This is a genomic window from Microvirga terrestris, from assembly GCF_015694425.1.
Classification (GTDB): Bacteria; Pseudomonadota; Alphaproteobacteria; order Rhizobiales; family Beijerinckiaceae; genus Microvirga; species Microvirga terrestris.
The window spans coordinates 1-16,491 of the sequence record NZ_JADQDN010000006.1; the positions used below are offsets into that span (position 1 = coordinate 1).

Below are 16,491 nucleotides of genomic sequence, written 5' to 3' on the forward strand. Positions count from 1 at the left end.
TGCACGCCATGATCCTGCGCATTCAGGCGCTGCTGTACCCGATCCAGGCCCTCGTGCTCGGCGGACACTGACATCAACATCAGGGAGGGATGCCGTGGCCAATATGCTGTTCGAGCTGATCTCGCCGGAGCGGGTGCTGTTCACCGGCGAGGTACGGGCGGTGATGCTCCCTGCAACCGAGGGCGACATGACGGTCATGCCGGGTCATGAGCCGACGATGGCGATGCTTCACCCAGGCATCGTTGCGATCACCGACGTCCAGGGACACGGGCACCGCGCTTTCGTCCGTGGCGGGTTTGCCCAGATCACCGGTGACAGCGTCACACTTTTGGTCGAGAGGGCTCTTCCCCCGGAAGAACTCACCCGCGACAGCCTCGACGAAGAGATCCTGCGCCTGGAGACCATGCGTGAAGCCATGCGGGACGACAAAGCCCGTAGGGAGGCGGATTTTGCCCTCAGCCGCCTGGAGCAAGTGAGAGCAACCCTGTCATTCTGAGAAGTGATCCCATTCAAGGAGATGAATCATGACCACCGCGTCGAAGAGGACAACGTCAGACACGATCCGCAGCGCGCAGGAATTTGCGTTATCAAGCGATAAGAGTCAGGCAATGGCAAAGGCGACGGAAGCGTGGCTCACCGCAACCGCCGAATGCCAGCGCGAGATGATGAGTTTCATGTCCATGCGGCTTGAGAAGGATGGCGAGACTACCCGCGAAATGATGGCCTGCAGAAATCTCGCAGACTGGACATCGATCCATTCCCGCTGGATTCAGGAAACCCTCCGCGACTACAGCGCCGAGACGACGAAGCTGATGACCATCTGTACCAAATCCGTCAACAGTGCAGGCCCTACTCGCGGATAGGGCTCTCCTGTGTGGACACCCTATCAAGCCCGGGGTCTTGAGTGAGGCACAGCGGTTCGTGGGTAGCGGGTGGATTGGGTCAGGCAGATCGCACTAAAGGCTTCACCATGTGCTTGAGCGAACTTGGGTAGCCGCCACTGCCATGAGTTCGGCCATTTTCTCGCGGATCTGCTCGTCGGAAAGGTTGACACCATTGGCCTCGAAGTCGGCTCGCAGCTTCTCGACGAGGCCTTCATCGACAACACGCGCCACCAAACTTCCACTGATCTCGCTGACATAGGCTTCGGCCTTTCCGCCCGCGAGGCCGAGATGCGTGGCGGCCCACTGCCCCAGCAGCTTGTTGCGCCTTGCCAGGGCCCTGAACCGCGCCTCCTCGTCATGCACGAACATCTGCTCGAAGGCCCGCTCTCGATTCTCGAAAAGCGTCATGAAGTACCTCCAGGCTGCAGGGGCAAACAGATCGCCGCGACTCCCATTATACACGAAAACCACGTTGGCTTGACCAAGGCAGCTGCCAAGCCCGCGGTTCTCTTCTTCTGCCGGCTTCACCCAGTCCTTGGCGGTCGCAAGGAGCGGAAGTCGTGCAGGACTCCTCCGATACTCCAAGTATCAGTGATGAACGAACAGAGGTGTGGGACATACATGGAGAACCTCCCGGGTGCAGGAGCCGAAAATCTCCTGAATGCCGCGGTGGCCATAGGCTCCCATGACAATCATCCCGGCCCCGAGGGTCTTCGTTAGCCCTAGAATAGTTTCCGCCGGAGTCCCGGCCTCACGATCACCCAGACCGACTGCGTATGCCTCGGCAGCTCGATGCCGTCGGAGAAGTGTGCAAGCTCGGGCGGCAGTTTCCTCTGCCCTGACGGCCGAGGACCGATCAAGCGTAATGACGTGGATTATACGCCCGGCGGCCAAGCCGAGGAGGGCAAACATGTGGATCACCCGGGAGGAGGCCGGACTGCCATCGTAGCCAACCACGACCGGCGCCTGCGTGCCGCTTTGCCTTGAAGCAGTGCCATCTGGTACGAGCAGCACAGGCCGCGGCTCGCCCCTAACAATGTGCTCGACACACCACGGCAGTTCCGAGATCTCGCCAGCCACGCTGACCAAGCTGCCGCGACCTAGAACAATGAGGTCGTGGGACGCGGCCTCGATCTCGATCGCTTCGGCGGGATTGCCCTCAACTCGGCGGGCTTTACACGAGGCAACACCCGCCTCCGAGGCTTTGTCCTCAAAATCCCGAAGCACGGTTTTCATTCGTTCCGCCGAATCCTGGAGTTCCTGCGGGTTCAAGACGATCTTGTAGGCTATCCCGTCGGCGGGCACAGCCTCCGGGTGTTGGATCCACGCCGAGTTGACGATCCCCAGCCCCTCCACATGGGCCTGATGACGCCGGGCCAACTCCAACCCGAGCCGGATCGCTTGCAGGCTGGACGGGGAGCCGTCCAAAGCAATCACGATGCTGCGTAGCATGTTACTGTTCTCCCTGTTCACATCAGGTTCCCTGACGCTTCCTGCTGTAGGACCGAAATATCCCACCGTTGGTCCATTCCTCTCAGCATCCAGGTTGTCGTTGCGATCCTCAACTCCTCGCGCATCTGTTGTCAGGGCGAGGGATCTCAATCGTCTGACAGGTCCCTTGGACCCTGCTTGCAGCGGCACCCGACGAAGCAATGCGGCGTATCGAGGCTCGGAACGAAAGCCTGTTGGATGTACTCGCCAATCGTGCAGAAGGTTCCGTCTCGCACAAACCGGTCATACGTGTAGCCGCCGGTGCCCAAGACGACTCCCCCTCGTGTGAGCACCAGTTGCCGACTGGCGCGGCAGGGCAGGTTCACGGTCGAAGGACGCGTCCGGGCCATCACACCTGTGGCGAAACTAGCAATAACGATGGAGACGAAGACGGGCTTCATCGCGTTCCAACACCTTTGCTTCCACAGTAGCGCGGCCGGGGTGCTGGCGCTTGACGGAAGGGGACACCCGCTTGACAGTTTCGGCCGCCGTATCTGTGCAGAAGCTGCTTCTTCACGCACCGTCCTCGGGGCTCCGGAAAAGGCTGGGCCGCCAAGCGGATAGGCCGGCCTCGACTTCGGCATAGAATGTGCGCAGCCTGTCCGGATCTTGAACATCTGCGTTAGGAGCCCGGCAATGCCGCAAGATGCCCCGCTCACCCATGCGACCCTGAGAACGCCAAAGGCCGCGGCCATTGCCGGGATTCTCTTTTCGGTCCTGCAGGCCTTGATCCTCTGGCTGCTTCGGATCTCCCTGCCAGCCGATCCGCTCGAAGCGGGAGCGTGGCTCAAAACCAACGTGGAGCTAGTGCTACTGGCCTTGAACCTGATCCCGTTCGCCGGCATCGCCTTCTTGTGGTTCATCGGTGTGCTGCGGGATCGATTGGGGCCCCTGGAGGATCGCTTTTTCGCGACGGTGTTTCTTGGAAGCGCGCTGCTCTTCCTGGCGATGCTATTCGTCGCCGCTGCGGCCATCGGTGCCATCATCTTAACGGCCGCGGCGGTCGCCGATCCGAACGAAGTCATCGGCTCCGTGACGCTGCACTTCGCCCGCGCGTTTGCGTACAACCTCATTAATGTCTACGCGATTAAGGTAGCTGGCGTGTTCATGATCTCGACATCGACGGTTGCGATCTTTACGCGCTTTGCGCCGCGCTGGATTGCAATACTCGGTTATATTTTGGCGCTGACGCTGCTGCTCGGCAGCTACTATATTTCCTGGAGCTTCATCGTTTTTCCCGCATGGGTCCTGCTAATCAGTCTGTACATCGTGATCGACAATTTCCGCGGGGCATCTCCGGTTGACCCCTCTCAGATGAAGATCGGGTCATAAGGGCTTCGAGCCGCGGGAGCTTTGGTAACCAAGTACTGAACCAATCCGGAGCGACTCTAAGGCAGCTAACAACCCTAGTGCCGGGCCGCCGACGCACGCGGAAAGCACAGCGGACATGAGGCACTTGTTCACCTCGCTGGTTTCCATGTTGGGCTGAGTGGACGCCGACCGGCCAACAGGTTTTAAACTCCTTCGTCGCGATCTCCTTCAACATTGCCCGGCATAGGGCTTTCGATGATCTCTGCATACGAGCCGAAGAGGAATTTGCCATGCTCAACGAGGTGAAGCAGGTGCAATGCCCTTGCCGTTGACGTACTACGTCCTGACCGACGTCCACTCGAACGGCTTAAACGGCCCGGGCTGCGAAGCTCAATGACGAGAAGGGGCAATTAACGACGGCAATCGGAGGACATCGAATGACCAGCTTCAAGAATGTGGAACGAGCGATCATCCGCAACAAGCTCCTCGGCAGGTGGGCCGCCGGGAAGCTGGACTCACAGGTCGGGACGCTGAGGCGTACTCGGACATCCTCATGAGTGCCGCGGTCGAGCCCGAGTGCAGCGACGTGTTCAGCAAGATCCGCGAAGACTTCGACGACGCGGGCGTGGCGGAGGCCGACGAGCAAATCCTGCATGTCATGACCGAGCTCACGCTCAAGGCCGAGAATCTAATGCCAACGGCGCAGTGAGAACTCATCGATGCCGCAGCGGTTCTGCTCGCGCGCAATGTCACATCGCGCTGAGCCGGCTGCTAGTGGCTGCCCAGGTCTCCCCTTTCCTGATCCAGCCGATGTGCGAAATTCACCATATGTCGTGGGAGGGGTGGACTGCGGGTCGACCTGCCGGAACCATCTGTAGCGGCCTGATTGCCTTGGAGGCCGGTAGCGATCAGGTGTGACCGCCTCAGCGGCTAGGACTGTCAAGCGATTGTCCCGGCCGGTCAAACGCCATGCCGCAGCTAGCATACAATGGACCTGTGGCGCCTGTCATTCCATGTGAGGTCTTGCGCTGACCCGCAACCCGCCCAAATTCATCCCGGTCGAGCCTCAGGAGCCTCGTGCCAGAGCCATTTCTACTGGATGTGGCCGGTGAAGACGTATCCAACACCCCGCACCGACTTGACGAGAATTGGATGCTTTGGGTCGGTCTCGATCTTGCGCCGCAGCCTCGCCACTTGGGCATCAATTGAGCGGTCAATAGCCTCCCAGTGGCGGCCGCGTGTCAAGTCCATCAGCTGGTCGCGATTGAGCACCCGGCCTGGGCGCTGGGCAAATGTCACGAGGAGGTCGAACTCGCCAGTCGTGAGCGCGATCTCGGAACCGTCCGGCGCCTTCAACTCACGGCGGCCTAGGTCAAGCCGCCAGCCATCAAACCGGATCACCTCGTCATCGACGGCCAGGCTACCGGGAAGGGGTGCTGCCGGGGCGGTAGGTTGCAGGCGGCGCAGGACGCTTTTGATGCGGGCGAGGACTTCCCGCAGGTGAAATGGCTTGGCGATGTAATCGTCCGCCCCGACCTCCAAGCCAACCACCTTATCGACCATGTCGGACCGGCCAGTGAGCATGATGATTCCGATGGCGCTACTGCCGAGTTGTGATCGGATCTCACGGGCCAGCTGGAGCCCGTCCTCGCCGGGCAAGACCAGATCCAGAAGCACCAGATCAATCCTTGTGCGTGCCAAGCACTCGCGCATGGTCGGCCCATTTGGGACTGAGCTCACCTGAAAGCCCTCATCAATCAGATAGCAGGTTAGCATCTGACGGATTTTGGCATCGTCATCGACGATGAGGATATGCGGCGCATCGGTCATCACCGGCCCAAATCCATGAGGTCCGTTGCTCTTGGCGTCGGTGCGTTACATTAAACAACGAACCGAGACCCGGGAATCCTCCGAAAGTGCCACAGTCGAGCTGCCGATCCATCACTGAAGCCTTCAGTCAACCTTCGACCGGCGAGCGCCCTCGACGGATGTTCATGCCCCTGCTGGTCCAGAGCCTCTGTTACGAACTGTTACGTACTGGTACACAATCACATAGGAACCCGGCACGGGTGTGACATTCGCCTGCTCTAGTCATGACAAGCAAGACCGCGAAGGAGCAGCCCATGTACACTTCCCATCTCCTCCCCTCAGCCAGCAGTGCAACCTTCCCGGCGTTCGGCTTGTCATCGGAGGCTTTAACCCTGGAAAGCCTGTTCGCCTCCCTGCCAGTGGACAAATTTGCCGCCGGGGAAGGGGTGTTCTGGGAGGGCGATGCGGCTTCTGACATCTTCCAGATTGCCGAGGGTTGCCTGCGCCTCTACCGCATCCTGCCTGACGGGCGGCGTGCGATCATAGGTTTTCGGTTCGCTGGCGAGATGCTCGGCCTGTCCTGCGAGGGTACCTATTGCTACACCGCCGAGGCCGTTACCCCTATACGGCTGCGTCGGCTGAGCCGCGCCCGCCTGCGGGCAATGAGCGAGGGGGACGGGCAATTGCAGTCGCTCCTTCTAGCGAAGGTCTTCGAGGAGATCCGCGCCGCCCAGCAACATATTGTCGTGCTGGGGCAGCTGGGGGCCGAGGAGCGGGCGGCCCATTTCCTGGTGTCGGCGGCGCGCCGGACAGGAGCAGACCGGAAGCGGCCGGTGGTCATCGAGCTTCCCATGACCCGTCAGGATATCGCCGACTATCTCGGCTTGACCATCGAGACAGTCTGCCGGGTCATGTCGAAGCTTAAGCGGGATGGGTTGGTTACATTGGAGGGACGCCACAGGGTGATCTTGGTTCGGGTGGCAGACCTGCAGCAGCTTGCTGGCGAGCTTGATAGCGCTGAGCCTTGGGAACGGCAGGCTTCGCCTTGGTGCCCGCCACAGTGGCCGCACTGACGTATCCCAGCCACGCCTTCCAGCTGGAACCGAAACCACCGTCGAAATCAACAAAAGTGGCCAGGCTATGATGTGGCAGACAGATACAAGTCAACGGACCACCTTGGTTTTGGGGTTAACCTACAACCTGTTTCGGCGCAGGCTGGCGCCTGATCTTTGCTGCGCTGTGCCGGAGGATCGTCCAGTCCCGTTTTTTCTGGAAAGATTCACCTGGGAGTACGCTGGTACCCTGCACTAGAATGACGTGCCCCCGCCTGGGATTGACCTAACGGCACCAGAGCTGGGTGTGCAACTGAATGGATTTCACCTGTTCCAGATCACCAGACACATCAGGGTCAAGGCTCCCGTTTTGCCCGGACGGAGCAATGCGCCCGCCCAGGCTTTAGCCTGTTGGGTCGGCCGCAGAGTTGATCAAATTCATCGACGGTTTGGCCTTTCCGAGGTTCATACTGTTCCTAGTTCGGATCCCAATCCGGAGGAATTGGCAGAGCATCTGCATCCCGACGGTGAATTGCCTGGGATCTGACGACATTTTCGTTTTTGTCCCGAAGAGCACGGGGTAGCGTCAAGGATCGGGCCGCATGCACCAAGGTGGCAAAGGACAGTCTCCGCCGGACCCAGCCGGAAGAGCGAGCGATCCGGGCAAACGCCCCGATCATGGGCAGCCGAATGCGGAGCGTCTGCGGCTGGTTTTCGACCAGGCTGCTGTAGGCATTGAGCTGGTGGATGGCCAAGGCCATCTGCTTGACGTGAACGACGCCGTGTGCGCTCTGCTCGGCTATACCAAGGGCGAGCTGATCGGGCGCAGGTTTGATGAGATCATGCACCCCGAGGACGTGCCGCGGGTGCTGGCGCTTGCCGCGCAACTCCTTGCCGGTGAGATCCCCAGCTACCGGATCGAGACGCGCTATCTGCGTAAAGACGGCAGACCAGTCTGGGTCCGTGCGACCTCCTCCCTGGCCTCCTCCAACCCTGCGTACATCTACCGGCTCTCCATTGTCGAGGACATCAGAGAGCGGGAGCAGGCCGAGGAGGTGCAGCGGACGAGCGAGTCCCGGCTGCGCACGGTGCTGGAGGCCATCCCCATCGGGGCTATCCTGTCGCATGCCGATGGCCGGGTGATCGAGGCCAACAACGCCTATCTCGACCTGATCGGACGCACAAAGGAGGATCTCATCGCGGATCGCGTGCGGTGGGACGAGATCACGCCACCCGAGTGGCTGGCCGCCGACGAGCGTGCTATCGCCGAGGCACGCGCCCACGGCGTTTCGTGTATGTACGAGAAGGAATATCGCCGTAATGGCGATCGGATCCCGGTGCTCCTCAGGCTGGCTGCGGTCAACAATGGCGATACCTTTGCGGTGTTTGTGCTCGACCTGTCGGAGCGCAAGGCTGCTGAAGCTGCCCTACAGGCACGGACGACGGAGTGGGAGGCACTTATCGAGACCGCCCCAGTGGCGGTGTGGTTCACCTATGATCCGGACCTGCGCGAGGTGAGGGCGAACCGGCTTGCCTCCGAGCTGCTCGACCTGCCCCTCGTCTTCGGTGGGTCGGACTTGTTTTCCCAGAGACTACCCCACCGTTCCCTATTCCGAAATGGCGTGGAGGTCCTGCCGGATGAGGCGCCGCTTCGGCGAGCTATCCAAGGCATAGAGGTGCGGAATGAGGAATGGGAGGTCCGCTTCGAAGACGGTCGACGGGTGGACCTGCTTTACAATGCCTCGCCGCTACGGGATCAAGCGGGCGCCGTAGTCGGAGCTATTGCGGCCGCCGTGGATATCACGGCTCGCAAGCACTCAGAAGCGAATCTGCACGAGCGTGAGGCACGGCTCCATTCCATTCTCGACACGGCGCCGGAAGCCCTGATCACGATCAACGAGCGCGGCATCGTCGAGTCCTTCAGCCGCTCGGCCGCGGCCCTGTTCGGCTACGCGGCCAACGAGGTGATCGGGCGCAACATCAGCATGCTGATGCCTTCTCCATACCGGGAAGCGCATGACGGTTATCTGGAACGTTATCTGCGCACGGGCGAGAAGCGCATCATCGGCATCGGCCGAGTCGTCAGCGGCCAGCGCAAGGATGGCAGTGTGTTTCCAATGGAACTTGCTGTCGGCGAGGTGCAGGTGAGCGGGCAGCATCTGTTCACCGGCTTCATCCGCGACCTCACCGCCACTCAGAAGATTGAGCAGGAACTCCGGCAATCGCAGAAGATGGAAGCAGTGGGTCAGTTGACCGGTGGAGTCGCGCATGATTTCAACAACCTGCTCACCGTCATTCTCGGCAACCTTGAGATGCTGGAGATGAGGCTGACAGACGAGCGTCAGCTGGAGCTTGTGAGAGAGGCCCGTGAGACGGCCGAGCACGGTGCCCAACTGACCGAGCGGCTGCTCGCCTTCGGGCGCCGACAGCCGTTGCAGCCCAAGCTGACCGATGTCGGGGATCTGCTGGGCGACATGACTCCGCTACTGCGGCGCACCTTGGGCGAGACGGTCCGAGTGCAGGGCCGGTCGGACAACGACCTGTGGCCCGTGCTGGTTGACCCAAGCCAGCTGCAGAACGCGATCCTGAATCTGGCGATCAACGCCCGTGACGCCATGCCGGGCGGCGGCCGGCTGACGATCACGGCTGAGAATGCGGAACTCGAACCTGGCTATGCCCGGCTGTATCCGGAGGTCCAAGCTGGCCGCTATGTGCTGATCGCAGTAACCGACACCGGTACGGGTATGTCCGAGGAGGTGCAGGAACGGGCGTTCGAGCCGTTCTTCACCACCAAGGAGGTGGGGACCGGCAGCGGGCTGGGTCTGTCGATGGTGTATGGCTTCGTGAAGCAGTCGGGCGGGCACGTGATGATCTACAGCGAGCCTGACCACGGCACCACGGTCCGGATGTATCTGCCGCGCGCCGTGGTTGCGGAGGAGGCCTCAGAGGCTGGCGCGCCCGAGACGCCAGTGGAGGTCTTGCGTGGGCATGGGGAGACGGTCTTGCTGATCGAGGACGAGCCGCGGGTGCGGCGCATGACGATGGCGCGGCTGCAGGACCTCGGCTACCAAGTACTGGAGGCGGCCAACGGTCCGGCTGCGCTGGCGCTGCTCGACAGCCATCCGGAGGTCGATCTGCTCTTCACCGACATGGTGATGCCCGGTGGCATGACCGGGGCCGATCTGGCCGAAGCGGTGCTGGTCCGACGGCCCGAGATAAAGGTGCTGTTCACCTCGGGTTATGCCGAGCTGGATGTGGTGCGGCGGGGCCAGGAGACCGAGGCACACTGGCTCAGAAAGCCTTACGGCACGATGGATTTGGCGCAGACCCTGCGGAAGATTCTCAGCGCGCCCAAGCCCTAGGCCGGCAGGCGCAGGGCATGCCTGCGAGTCCACGGAGACTGTTACAAACTGCCACAAGCGGGCACGCGATTTCACGGCTGTGCGGTTCGGGCGTAACAGAAGCAGGCTTTTATAGTCTCGCTAACCAGGATGAGACCAAACATGAATGTCGCTCGTTCTTTCTCCCTTCTGAGCGCAGGCGCGGGAGCTACCATCGCGCTGGCGGCTCTTTCCGGAACAGCAAGCCTCGCCACTGGGCTGGCCTACAGTCAAAGCGCACTCCAGATCCGGGCGGACGGGATCATGCGACAGGTTCCGTCTCCGGCTTCGCCGGATCACCGGGTTGATGTAACAGGTACGCATCATTGATCGTCTTGCCAGCCCTAACTTGAATGGGAGGCCTGCGATGCCCGCTTTCAATGCATCTGCTCTTAACGACAATGATAAGGAGTTGGCTGACCTGCGTATCGCCCTAGCACCGCCACAGGGCAGTGCACGGGTCCGGCGCATCCGCAGCGGCTCGCTTGGGATTGCGTCCCTTGCTCAACCTCATGCGAGACGGTTTTCCTATGGGATTCCTCTGATCGTCGGCGTTGCCGTCTCGATCATGTTTCGCACCTCATAGAGGGATCCCAGAGCCCCGGCTGCCCTGATGGAACCAGATCCGGCCCTCTCTCCCTCTGAGATCACGTCGTAATATACGAAGAACCGGGACCCACTTCTTCACACGATGCACTAGCTTCGCAGGAGAAGCCTTCACGATTGCCTGGGCCTTTATGAACTTCCCACTCCTGCTCGCGGTCGTTCTGCCCGTATTTGCGTTAGCTCAAAGCGAAGCGGCGCGGGCGAGGACCTCAGCGGCACGGCGCCGCCACTTCTAATGGACCCCTCGGGCTATCCTCTCTTTCGAACCGAAGATTCATGTCCTGATGGCCCGCAAAACGCGCGTGCTCTGCCTTTCTTCATTCCCATGCACTGTGACACGGCTCTGGCAACGGATTAATGCCACCCCCACCGGTGAACGTGTTTGGAAGCGTCTATCCCGGCGAGTCGTAGGGGCGCCCCACGTGCGAGCCAGCCCAATTGGGACCGCAAGGACAGTTTGACGACTATCCCAAGGTATTAACATGGGTTAAACAAGCGTTTGCAAACGTGGATCTGCCTCCCGTCGTAACCTTTTGAGGTTCGCCATGAACTCTCCGTTCGCGACGCGTCCTGTATACCGCGCCTATGTCGTCGGCCCAGACGGTGGGATCTTGGTTGCTCACGTCCTCGATTATCAGACTGATGAGGAGGCGATCAGCAGGGCTAGGGAATACGCCAACGGCAATAGTGTAGAGCTCTGGAACAAGGACCGGAAGATCGCCTTTATCCCGCTCGGAGGCTCCACCTGCGTTATCTTTTGAAAGCGCTGGTCGGGAACTGTCGGTCCAATTCCTAGGACTGTGGTCCGGATGACCGGAACGCCACCGTGAATGCCAGACGGCCATCCAACCCACTCACGGCGACAAAACTGTTCGTCGGGTCGCGACAGCGATCCGCCAGCAATACTGTGAGATGCCGGGCATGCGCTCGCGCGGCACCTTCATCCGGGAAATTCTGTCCTAGCCCATCTACCGTCGGCTGGCCATTCAGGACGACATTAAAGAAGAATTTAGGCATGGATCTCGTCTTCCAACGCTCCTTCTCGTTCACTTACCTGAGCGAGCGGCACATGGCCTTGCCATTTGTCAACGATCCAAAGAAATGCGCAGGGCCGCTTCCCGCCACAGATGATCAAAGGAATGTTGGCCAAGCCTGAGGCGGGGAGGAGACGATGCGCGAGCTTTTCTCCCGGTCGGGCAGTAGGCTCCTGACCAACTAGATGACTTTCGGTACTACAACTTCATGATTGCGTCCGAAGGAGCGTACAAAGGCGTTGCGACATCCACGATTGTCGCAGCTGCGGGAGGCGTTGTAGACTTGTAGACGACGTTCGCCATGAGTTCGGCAGACATTCAACATGCTTCTGCGAAGGCCGGACCAGTTGCGGCACACTTCAAATCGGCGCATTGCCCGGGGCGGGAAAGCATGGCCCCTTCCCGCACGATGCATTATTGATTTATTGCTCTGATGCGGTTCAGCCCTACCGCGAGCAACCACCCCGTGGCACAGTCGGTCAAGGTTGCCTCTGCAAACTCGTGATGTAAGCCGTTACGTCCCGGAGTTCCCTGGGCTCCAGCATGATGTTCGGCATCGTCTTATGTGAGGTCCTTAAGGCGACCGTAAGAGCGGTCGTGGTCATGCCGGGTACCAGGGCGATGTCCGTAAAGGTCGGCGCCTGCGCGCGAGGCGAGCGGTTCTGTCCCGACTCGACTGCATGGCAGGCTGCGCAGACTTCGCGAGCCAAGCGGAGGCCTGCACTGGGATCGCCTGCCTCCTGTGCTTTCGGAAAGGCAGGAACCATCAGGAGAAGAAGGATGCCGAGCGTGCGGATCATGGATGGCTCCAGTGCCGAGGCGCTGCCGTTCCAGATTTTCGAAGACCTCGGTCGACGAGGCTATCGCCAGTGCTGGAGTTGAGCGGCGTTACCACGATGTTCAACATTCCGCTTGCGGCCTCGTCGAAGACCAGGGTGTAACGGGCATTCACGCCTTCGTTTTCACTCGATCCCCTGTCAAGGACCTCTGTTATAAGATCTGAGAGCAATTGCACACGGCGCACTGCGGGAAGATGAGGATCCACGACCACCATGGTCGCGCCAAGCATCAGCACGCAGCCAGCAACCATCTGAATCGGGCCGCCACCGGCTTCGTCCTGCATAAGGTCAGCTTCAATAACGATACGGCTCGTCTGAGGTGGATGGGTCTGTCCCTGCACCAGCACGACAATGCGGTCTGAGGAGAAGCGACATTCGACGCTAGGGCGTTCCATACAGTTGTTACGATGAAGGCGGATCTCGGATCCAACCTGTTTCAGCGCCTCATTGACAAGGAGGCCGTACTGGTAAGGCGAGACTCCAAAGAGATCGGCGAGTGCTGGGCCACTGAGCAGCAAGCTGGTCAGAAAAACCGCTCTGGGCAATATCTGGCGCATCGCTGACCCTCCCGCCAGTCATCGACTCGAATGGCCCCACGATCCGCCGGCGAGCACAATCTGTCTTTGACTATTCGCAATCCTTCATAAGCTCGGATCGGTCTGCCTTCGCGAGATATCGGCATTTGGAACGCCGCTCTCCAGCTCTGCCGGCATTGTCACGGGAACTGCTGACCGGTTGTCCAACGCGCGATAGGGTAGGAGGATTCAGTCCATTTCCTATGCAAGCCACCAGTTTCCACCTGAGATTATTCGGCATGCGGTCTGGTCTTATCTGGGTTTCACCCTCAACTACCGAGATGTCGAGGAACTCCTGGTCGAGCGTGGGCGCTACGTCTCATACGTCACCGTCGGGCGATGGATACACAAGTTCGGACCTACCTTTGCCTGCAAGTTGCGCCGACCGCGGCCTGCCAGTACTTGGCATCTGGATGAGGTAATAGTCTCGATCCAAGGACGAAGCGTGTGTCTTTTGCGAGCCGTCGACTGCGAGCGCGAGATCCCGGAAATCATCGCGCAGCCTCGGCGAGACAAAGCAGCGGCCTTGAAGCTCATGTGTAAGCTGCTCAAGAAGCAGGGTTTCGCACCGGGCATGTTAGTGACTGATAAGCTCGGATTCTACGGAGCTGCCAAGCTGGAGTTGAGCCTCTCAGCTCAGCGCAAACGGGACCTGCGCAAGAACAATCGAGCCGAGAACTCGCAACAGGTTGTACGGCGACGACAACGGAAGATGCAAGATTTCAAGTCGGTTGCGGCAGCCCAGCGCCGCCCCATCTCCCGCCCTACCCTTCGTCTTTTCGGAGCAGAGGCAGTGGAGCAATTGCAAATCGCGGCTCTTGAGGTCTCAACCCGAAGATCCAATGCTCAGAGTTCGTCTCGTTGACATTTCCGTGACAAAGTCGATTCAACGTTTCCTCTCCGTTCACGACCAGGTTGCAAATCTCTTCCGCCTTCCTGTCAACGTCAACGGCGCTGAGCTTGTTCCGAGCAACCTGCTTCCACCGTGGCCCTCGGCAATGTCATCCGACAAACCAGTCCTTCCGGTCGATATTCAATGGCCACGTCTGCTCTTAGTGCCCTTCCAACAAGCTGCTTGATCAAGTCCGTACCAGATCCCTTCCGCTCTGGCGGCTTGACAAGCGGCCCTCCGGTTTCCTGCCACTGGATCATAATTTGGTCGTCTCCCTCGCCTGTGTAGGCCGAGATTACGGAAACGTGCCCATTGGCATTGTGCAGAGCACCATATTTCGCCGAGTTTGTCGCAAGCTCGTGGAGGGTCAGCGCCAGGATCTGAGCTGCCGCCGGTCCCACCGAAACGGGAGGACCTCCAACCGTTAAATTGGTTTCCCCTGAAGTTTGGTACTGCGCCAGTTCGGCTACAAGAAGCTCTCTTAAGCTGGTGCTCTGCTGCTCGCCGAAGCGTAGGGCACCCTGAGTGGCGGCCAAGGCCTTCAACCGGCCCAAAAGCGACTCTTTGAAGTCTTCCACGTCCACCGCGTTCGCTGCGCTGAGTGAGACAAGGGAACTGACTACCGCCAGCACGTTCCTCATCCGATGATCCATTTCTCGCGCCACCACATCACGCAGCTTTTCCAACTCCTTGCGTTCAGTTATGTCTCGGATCACTACGGTCAGGATCATCCTGCCGTCGATCGTCTGGCGAGATACCATTGCCTCGGCAGGAAACTCGTCTCCGTTCTTACGCCGGCCCGTGACTTCCCGACGACGGCCCATGAGGCGGCTGGCAGCACCGTATCCCAAACCAAATTTGCGAACCTGACGAAGGTGATCGGCACGTTGGTTTTCTGGAATCAGCACTTCCACCCGCTGGCCGATCACCTCGCTCGCGTGATAGCCGAAAGACTGCTCGGCAGCTTGGTTGAAAACCAAGATGTGTCCGTCTTGGTCAGTGCAGATCACGGCATCAGCGACAAGTGTCAAAACGTCGACGTTCAAAGCGGGTCGAAGCTTTAGCGGCGACAACGAGCGAAGTTTGGACTTGCCAGTGGCCTTGTCAATATTGCTGCCCATCGGACTTCCCCGCGATCAAGTGACTGACACTATTTCGACTGGCGAATTGTTCGTTTCGCTCCACCGAACTGAACCGAACTGTTCGGGAAACGGCTTTCCTCAAGAGTGCTCGATCGCCTGATGCGGACGCCAGAACACAAGGTGACGGTTCTTCGGGCCGAAAGGGCAACGCGGGTCTGACTCACCTAGCGCGAGCAATCATCTCATCGACTCTAGAGCGATAGTTCTGCCTCGGCAACGTGCTCCTTCTTGGCTTCTGGGACTTCCATCATGGTCGCCTCCGTCAGAAAGATCTTGCGATCTGGCAGCAGGATCAGGCAGTCCTCCAGCACGGTTTCCATGGTTTCCGCATTGGTGATGAATTACGGGGAGAGATAGGCGTAATCGAACTGCATCCTCCCGACGACATTAAGGACGGTTATGGTCGTCTTCGACTCCTCAACCGTGAGGACGTCCTCGTTGCCGGCCTTATCCATAGCGTCCGCGATCAGCTCGCCGATGGCTCGGTCATTATGGGTCTCGATAGCCTTCTCGGCACCACGATCCAGGTCGCGCTTTATGTCGGCCGCACTGGCGCCAGCGGCCACGTTGCTGACGCCGTCCGCGAAGATGACATGGGCCGGGATATTTGCGGTGGTTGTTCCATCCCAACCATCTCGCCCGTCTTTTTCGCTGCTTGACGCAGCATCCGCGAGCCCAGGTTTTCCTCAGGGTCCTTGAGCTCGAACTCCTTGACGATGGCGCGCCGTCGTTGCAGACGATCGGAGCGCCCCACTTTCCCTCGATAGGCACCGATTTTGACCGCGGGCTGAGAGTCACGCGTACGGCATCCGCAAGCTGGCTGGCGCCCCTCAAGATCCTCTCGCGAGCGGCAGAGTGGAAGAGAACTCGCTTGAAGGCCATCCGGAATCCTTCCGATGGCTGAACTACGACACAGCACCCAACAGTGTCGCTGCCAGGATGGCACACTCCTCGTTTATTACATTGACAAAGATCATACCGGACCAGACTGGCGGCTGGTACAGAATCTTGATCCGGGCCTGATTACCCGATCCGTTTGCAACGTTCGTTGGCTCGGATCGATTCGGGTCAATACGGAACGGCTGCCATGGTGGGTCTCAAGCCAAATTGAGGGAAGAGAGTGTCCCGATGCAGGACGGGAGAGCCAACCCTGGGGAACTGAATATCGGCCACGAAACGGTGCTCTACAGGATCGTCAAAGCGCGCGAATTCGACGCCGAGGCGTATCCTGCCGGGGTCGATACCGGCTCCAACCTCGCCGAGAATGCCGGGCGCGTGTCTCTTGAAAACTCTTGGGAAGATACAGCAACGCACGAATTCCAGGCCGCCTTTGATCAGATGACTGCGGGCAATGTTATCGATCTAATCGCGCTTGCCTGGATCGGGTGGGGCGACCTCGACCGATCAGGCTAGCTTGAGGCTCGCGCTATGGCCGACGACGCGGCACAGGAAGCGCTCATCGGACTATCTGATGAG

The 16,491-nt window shown here is 59.8% G+C and carries 17 protein-coding genes and 1 pseudogene; 9 read left to right on the plus strand and 9 right to left on the minus strand.

The window, feature by feature from the left end; genetic code table 11:
- The first annotated feature begins 103 nt into the window (after positions 1 to 103).
- On the plus strand, positions 104 to 496 hold the full coding sequence (gene atpC, locus I2H36_RS12840; RefSeq protein WP_210331072.1) for an ATP synthase F1 subunit epsilon: 393 nt from the start codon (positions 104 to 106) through the stop codon (positions 494 to 496).
- A 28-nt stretch (positions 497 to 524) separates the two neighbouring features.
- Positions 525 to 863 carry a phasin family protein gene (locus I2H36_RS12845; protein ID WP_196264312.1) on the plus strand — a complete coding sequence of 113 codons (339 nt, stop codon included), beginning with the start codon at positions 525 to 527 and terminating at the stop codon, positions 861 to 863.
- Positions 864 to 965: 102 nt separating this feature from the next.
- Here the strand turns inward: I2H36_RS12845 and I2H36_RS12850 are convergent, their stop codons facing one another.
- The 3 genes from I2H36_RS12850 to I2H36_RS12860 form a co-directional block, all read right to left on the minus strand.
- Positions 966 to 1,292: a DUF1476 domain-containing protein gene (locus I2H36_RS12850; protein WP_196264313.1), complete on the minus strand. Its 327-nt coding sequence runs from the start codon at positions 1,290 to 1,292 to the stop codon at positions 966 to 968.
- 180 nt (positions 1,293 to 1,472) lie between these two features.
- Complete coding sequence (locus I2H36_RS12855) at positions 1,473 to 2,336, minus strand: universal stress protein (RefSeq protein WP_196264314.1); 864 nt, start codon at positions 2,334 to 2,336, stop codon at positions 1,473 to 1,475.
- A 146-nt stretch (positions 2,337 to 2,482) separates the two neighbouring features.
- Positions 2,483 to 2,776, minus strand: a complete 294-nt coding sequence (locus I2H36_RS12860; protein ID WP_196264315.1) for a hypothetical protein — start codon at positions 2,774 to 2,776, stop codon at positions 2,483 to 2,485.
- A 235-nt stretch (positions 2,777 to 3,011) separates the two neighbouring features.
- Between I2H36_RS12860 and I2H36_RS12865 the strand changes: the two genes are divergently transcribed.
- Positions 3,012 to 3,707 carry a hypothetical protein gene (locus tag I2H36_RS12865; RefSeq protein WP_196264316.1) on the plus strand — a complete coding sequence of 232 codons (696 nt, stop codon included), beginning with the start codon at positions 3,012 to 3,014 and terminating at the stop codon, positions 3,705 to 3,707.
- Between the two features lie 532 nt (positions 3,708 to 4,239).
- On the plus strand, positions 4,240 to 4,395 hold the full coding sequence (locus I2H36_RS20055) for a hypothetical protein (protein ID WP_246718796.1): 156 nt from the start codon (positions 4,240 to 4,242) through the stop codon (positions 4,393 to 4,395).
- A gap of 383 nt (positions 4,396 to 4,778) precedes the next feature.
- Here I2H36_RS20055 and I2H36_RS12875 read toward each other — a convergent pair whose 3' ends face one another.
- Positions 4,779 to 5,516: a response regulator gene (locus I2H36_RS12875; RefSeq protein WP_196264317.1), complete on the minus strand. Its 738-nt coding sequence runs from the start codon at positions 5,514 to 5,516 to the stop codon at positions 4,779 to 4,781.
- A gap of 293 nt (positions 5,517 to 5,809) precedes the next feature.
- Here I2H36_RS12875 and I2H36_RS12880 point away from each other — a divergent pair, with 293 nt between their 5' ends.
- The 3 genes from I2H36_RS12880 to I2H36_RS12890 all read left to right on the plus strand — a co-directional run bounded on the left by I2H36_RS12880 (position 5,810) and on the right by I2H36_RS12890 (position 11,294).
- Entirely contained in the window at positions 5,810 to 6,568 is a 759-nt protein-coding gene (locus I2H36_RS12880) for a helix-turn-helix domain-containing protein (RefSeq protein ID WP_196264318.1), read from the plus strand.
- Positions 6,569 to 7,149: 581 nt separating this feature from the next.
- The gene (locus tag I2H36_RS20065; RefSeq protein WP_196264319.1) at positions 7,150 to 9,909 is read left to right on the plus strand and encodes a PAS domain S-box protein; all 2,760 of its coding nucleotides are present in this window, start codon (positions 7,150 to 7,152) and stop codon (positions 9,907 to 9,909) included.
- Positions 9,910 to 11,078: 1,169 nt separating this feature from the next.
- Positions 11,079 to 11,294: a hypothetical protein gene (locus I2H36_RS12890; RefSeq protein ID WP_196264320.1), complete on the plus strand. Its 216-nt coding sequence runs from the start codon at positions 11,079 to 11,081 to the stop codon at positions 11,292 to 11,294.
- A 31-nt stretch (positions 11,295 to 11,325) separates the two neighbouring features.
- Here the strand turns inward: I2H36_RS12890 and I2H36_RS20500 are convergent, their stop codons facing one another.
- The 3 genes from I2H36_RS20500 to I2H36_RS12900 all read right to left on the minus strand — a co-directional run bounded on the left by I2H36_RS20500 (position 11,326) and on the right by I2H36_RS12900 (position 12,963).
- Positions 11,326 to 11,550, minus strand: coding sequence for a DUF6894 family protein (locus tag I2H36_RS20500; protein ID WP_425523306.1), 225 nt, complete (start codon positions 11,548 to 11,550; stop codon positions 11,326 to 11,328).
- A gap of 496 nt (positions 11,551 to 12,046) precedes the next feature.
- Positions 12,047 to 12,367 carry a c-type cytochrome gene (locus tag I2H36_RS12895; RefSeq protein WP_196264321.1) on the minus strand — a complete coding sequence of 107 codons (321 nt, stop codon included), beginning with the start codon at positions 12,365 to 12,367 and terminating at the stop codon, positions 12,047 to 12,049.
- Positions 12,364 to 12,963, minus strand: coding sequence for a hypothetical protein (locus I2H36_RS12900; RefSeq protein WP_196264322.1), 600 nt, complete (start codon positions 12,961 to 12,963; stop codon positions 12,364 to 12,366). The genes I2H36_RS12895 and I2H36_RS12900 overlap by 4 nt, the downstream gene beginning before the upstream one ends.
- Positions 12,964 to 13,168: 205 nt before the next feature.
- Between I2H36_RS12900 and I2H36_RS12905 the strand changes: the two genes are divergently transcribed.
- A complete protein-coding gene (locus I2H36_RS12905; protein WP_196264600.1) occupies positions 13,169 to 13,846 on the plus strand; it encodes an IS6 family transposase in 678 nt (225 codons plus the stop codon).
- Positions 13,847 to 13,926: 80 nt separating this feature from the next.
- Here I2H36_RS12905 and I2H36_RS12910 read toward each other — a convergent pair whose 3' ends face one another.
- Entirely contained in the window at positions 13,927 to 14,994 is a 1,068-nt protein-coding gene (locus tag I2H36_RS12910; RefSeq protein ID WP_196264323.1) for a sensor histidine kinase, read from the minus strand.
- A gap of 290 nt (positions 14,995 to 15,284) precedes the next feature.
- A pseudogene (locus tag I2H36_RS20070) lies at positions 15,285 to 15,897 on the minus strand (TCP-1/cpn60 chaperonin family protein); the annotation flags it as partial.
- A gap of 246 nt (positions 15,898 to 16,143) precedes the next feature.
- Between I2H36_RS20070 and I2H36_RS12920 the strand changes: the two are divergent.
- Entirely contained in the window at positions 16,144 to 16,428 is a 285-nt protein-coding gene (locus I2H36_RS12920) for a hypothetical protein (protein ID WP_196264325.1), read from the plus strand.
- Positions 16,429 to 16,491: the final 63 nt, after the last annotated feature.

Bases quoted from the DNA above. Each gene is read 5' to 3' on its own strand.
- atpC (WP_210331072.1), top strand. From the start codon at position 104: ATGCTGTTCGAGCTGATCTCGCCGGAGCGGGTGCTGTTCACCGGCGAG.
- I2H36_RS12845 (WP_196264312.1), top strand. From the start codon at position 525: ATGACCACCGCGTCGAAGAGGACAACGTCAGACACGATCCGCAGCGCG.
- I2H36_RS12850 (WP_196264313.1), bottom strand. From the start codon at position 1,292: ATGACGCTTTTCGAGAATCGAGAGCGGGCCTTCGAGCAGATGTTCGTG.
- I2H36_RS12855 (WP_196264314.1), bottom strand. From the start codon at position 2,336: ATGCTACGCAGCATCGTGATTGCTTTGGACGGCTCCCCGTCCAGCCTG.
- I2H36_RS12860 (WP_196264315.1), bottom strand. From the start codon at position 2,776: ATGAAGCCCGTCTTCGTCTCCATCGTTATTGCTAGTTTCGCCACAGGT.
- I2H36_RS12865 (WP_196264316.1), top strand. From the start codon at position 3,012: ATGCCGCAAGATGCCCCGCTCACCCATGCGACCCTGAGAACGCCAAAG.
- I2H36_RS20055 (WP_246718796.1), top strand. From the start codon at position 4,240: ATGAGTGCCGCGGTCGAGCCCGAGTGCAGCGACGTGTTCAGCAAGATC.
- I2H36_RS12875 (WP_196264317.1), bottom strand. From the start codon at position 5,516: ATGACCGATGCGCCGCATATCCTCATCGTCGATGACGATGCCAAAATC.
- I2H36_RS12880 (WP_196264318.1), top strand. From the start codon at position 5,810: ATGTACACTTCCCATCTCCTCCCCTCAGCCAGCAGTGCAACCTTCCCG.
- I2H36_RS20065 (WP_196264319.1), top strand. From the start codon at position 7,150: ATGCACCAAGGTGGCAAAGGACAGTCTCCGCCGGACCCAGCCGGAAGA.
- I2H36_RS12890 (WP_196264320.1), top strand. From the start codon at position 11,079: ATGAACTCTCCGTTCGCGACGCGTCCTGTATACCGCGCCTATGTCGTC.
- I2H36_RS20500 (WP_425523306.1), bottom strand. From the start codon at position 11,550: ATGCCTAAATTCTTCTTTAATGTCGTCCTGAATGGCCAGCCGACGGTA.
- I2H36_RS12895 (WP_196264321.1), bottom strand. From the start codon at position 12,367: ATGATCCGCACGCTCGGCATCCTTCTTCTCCTGATGGTTCCTGCCTTT.
- I2H36_RS12900 (WP_196264322.1), bottom strand. From the start codon at position 12,963: ATGCGCCAGATATTGCCCAGAGCGGTTTTTCTGACCAGCTTGCTGCTC.
- I2H36_RS12910 (WP_196264323.1), bottom strand. From the start codon at position 14,994: ATGGGCAGCAATATTGACAAGGCCACTGGCAAGTCCAAACTTCGCTCG.
- I2H36_RS12920 (WP_196264325.1), top strand. From the start codon at position 16,144: ATGCAGGACGGGAGAGCCAACCCTGGGGAACTGAATATCGGCCACGAA.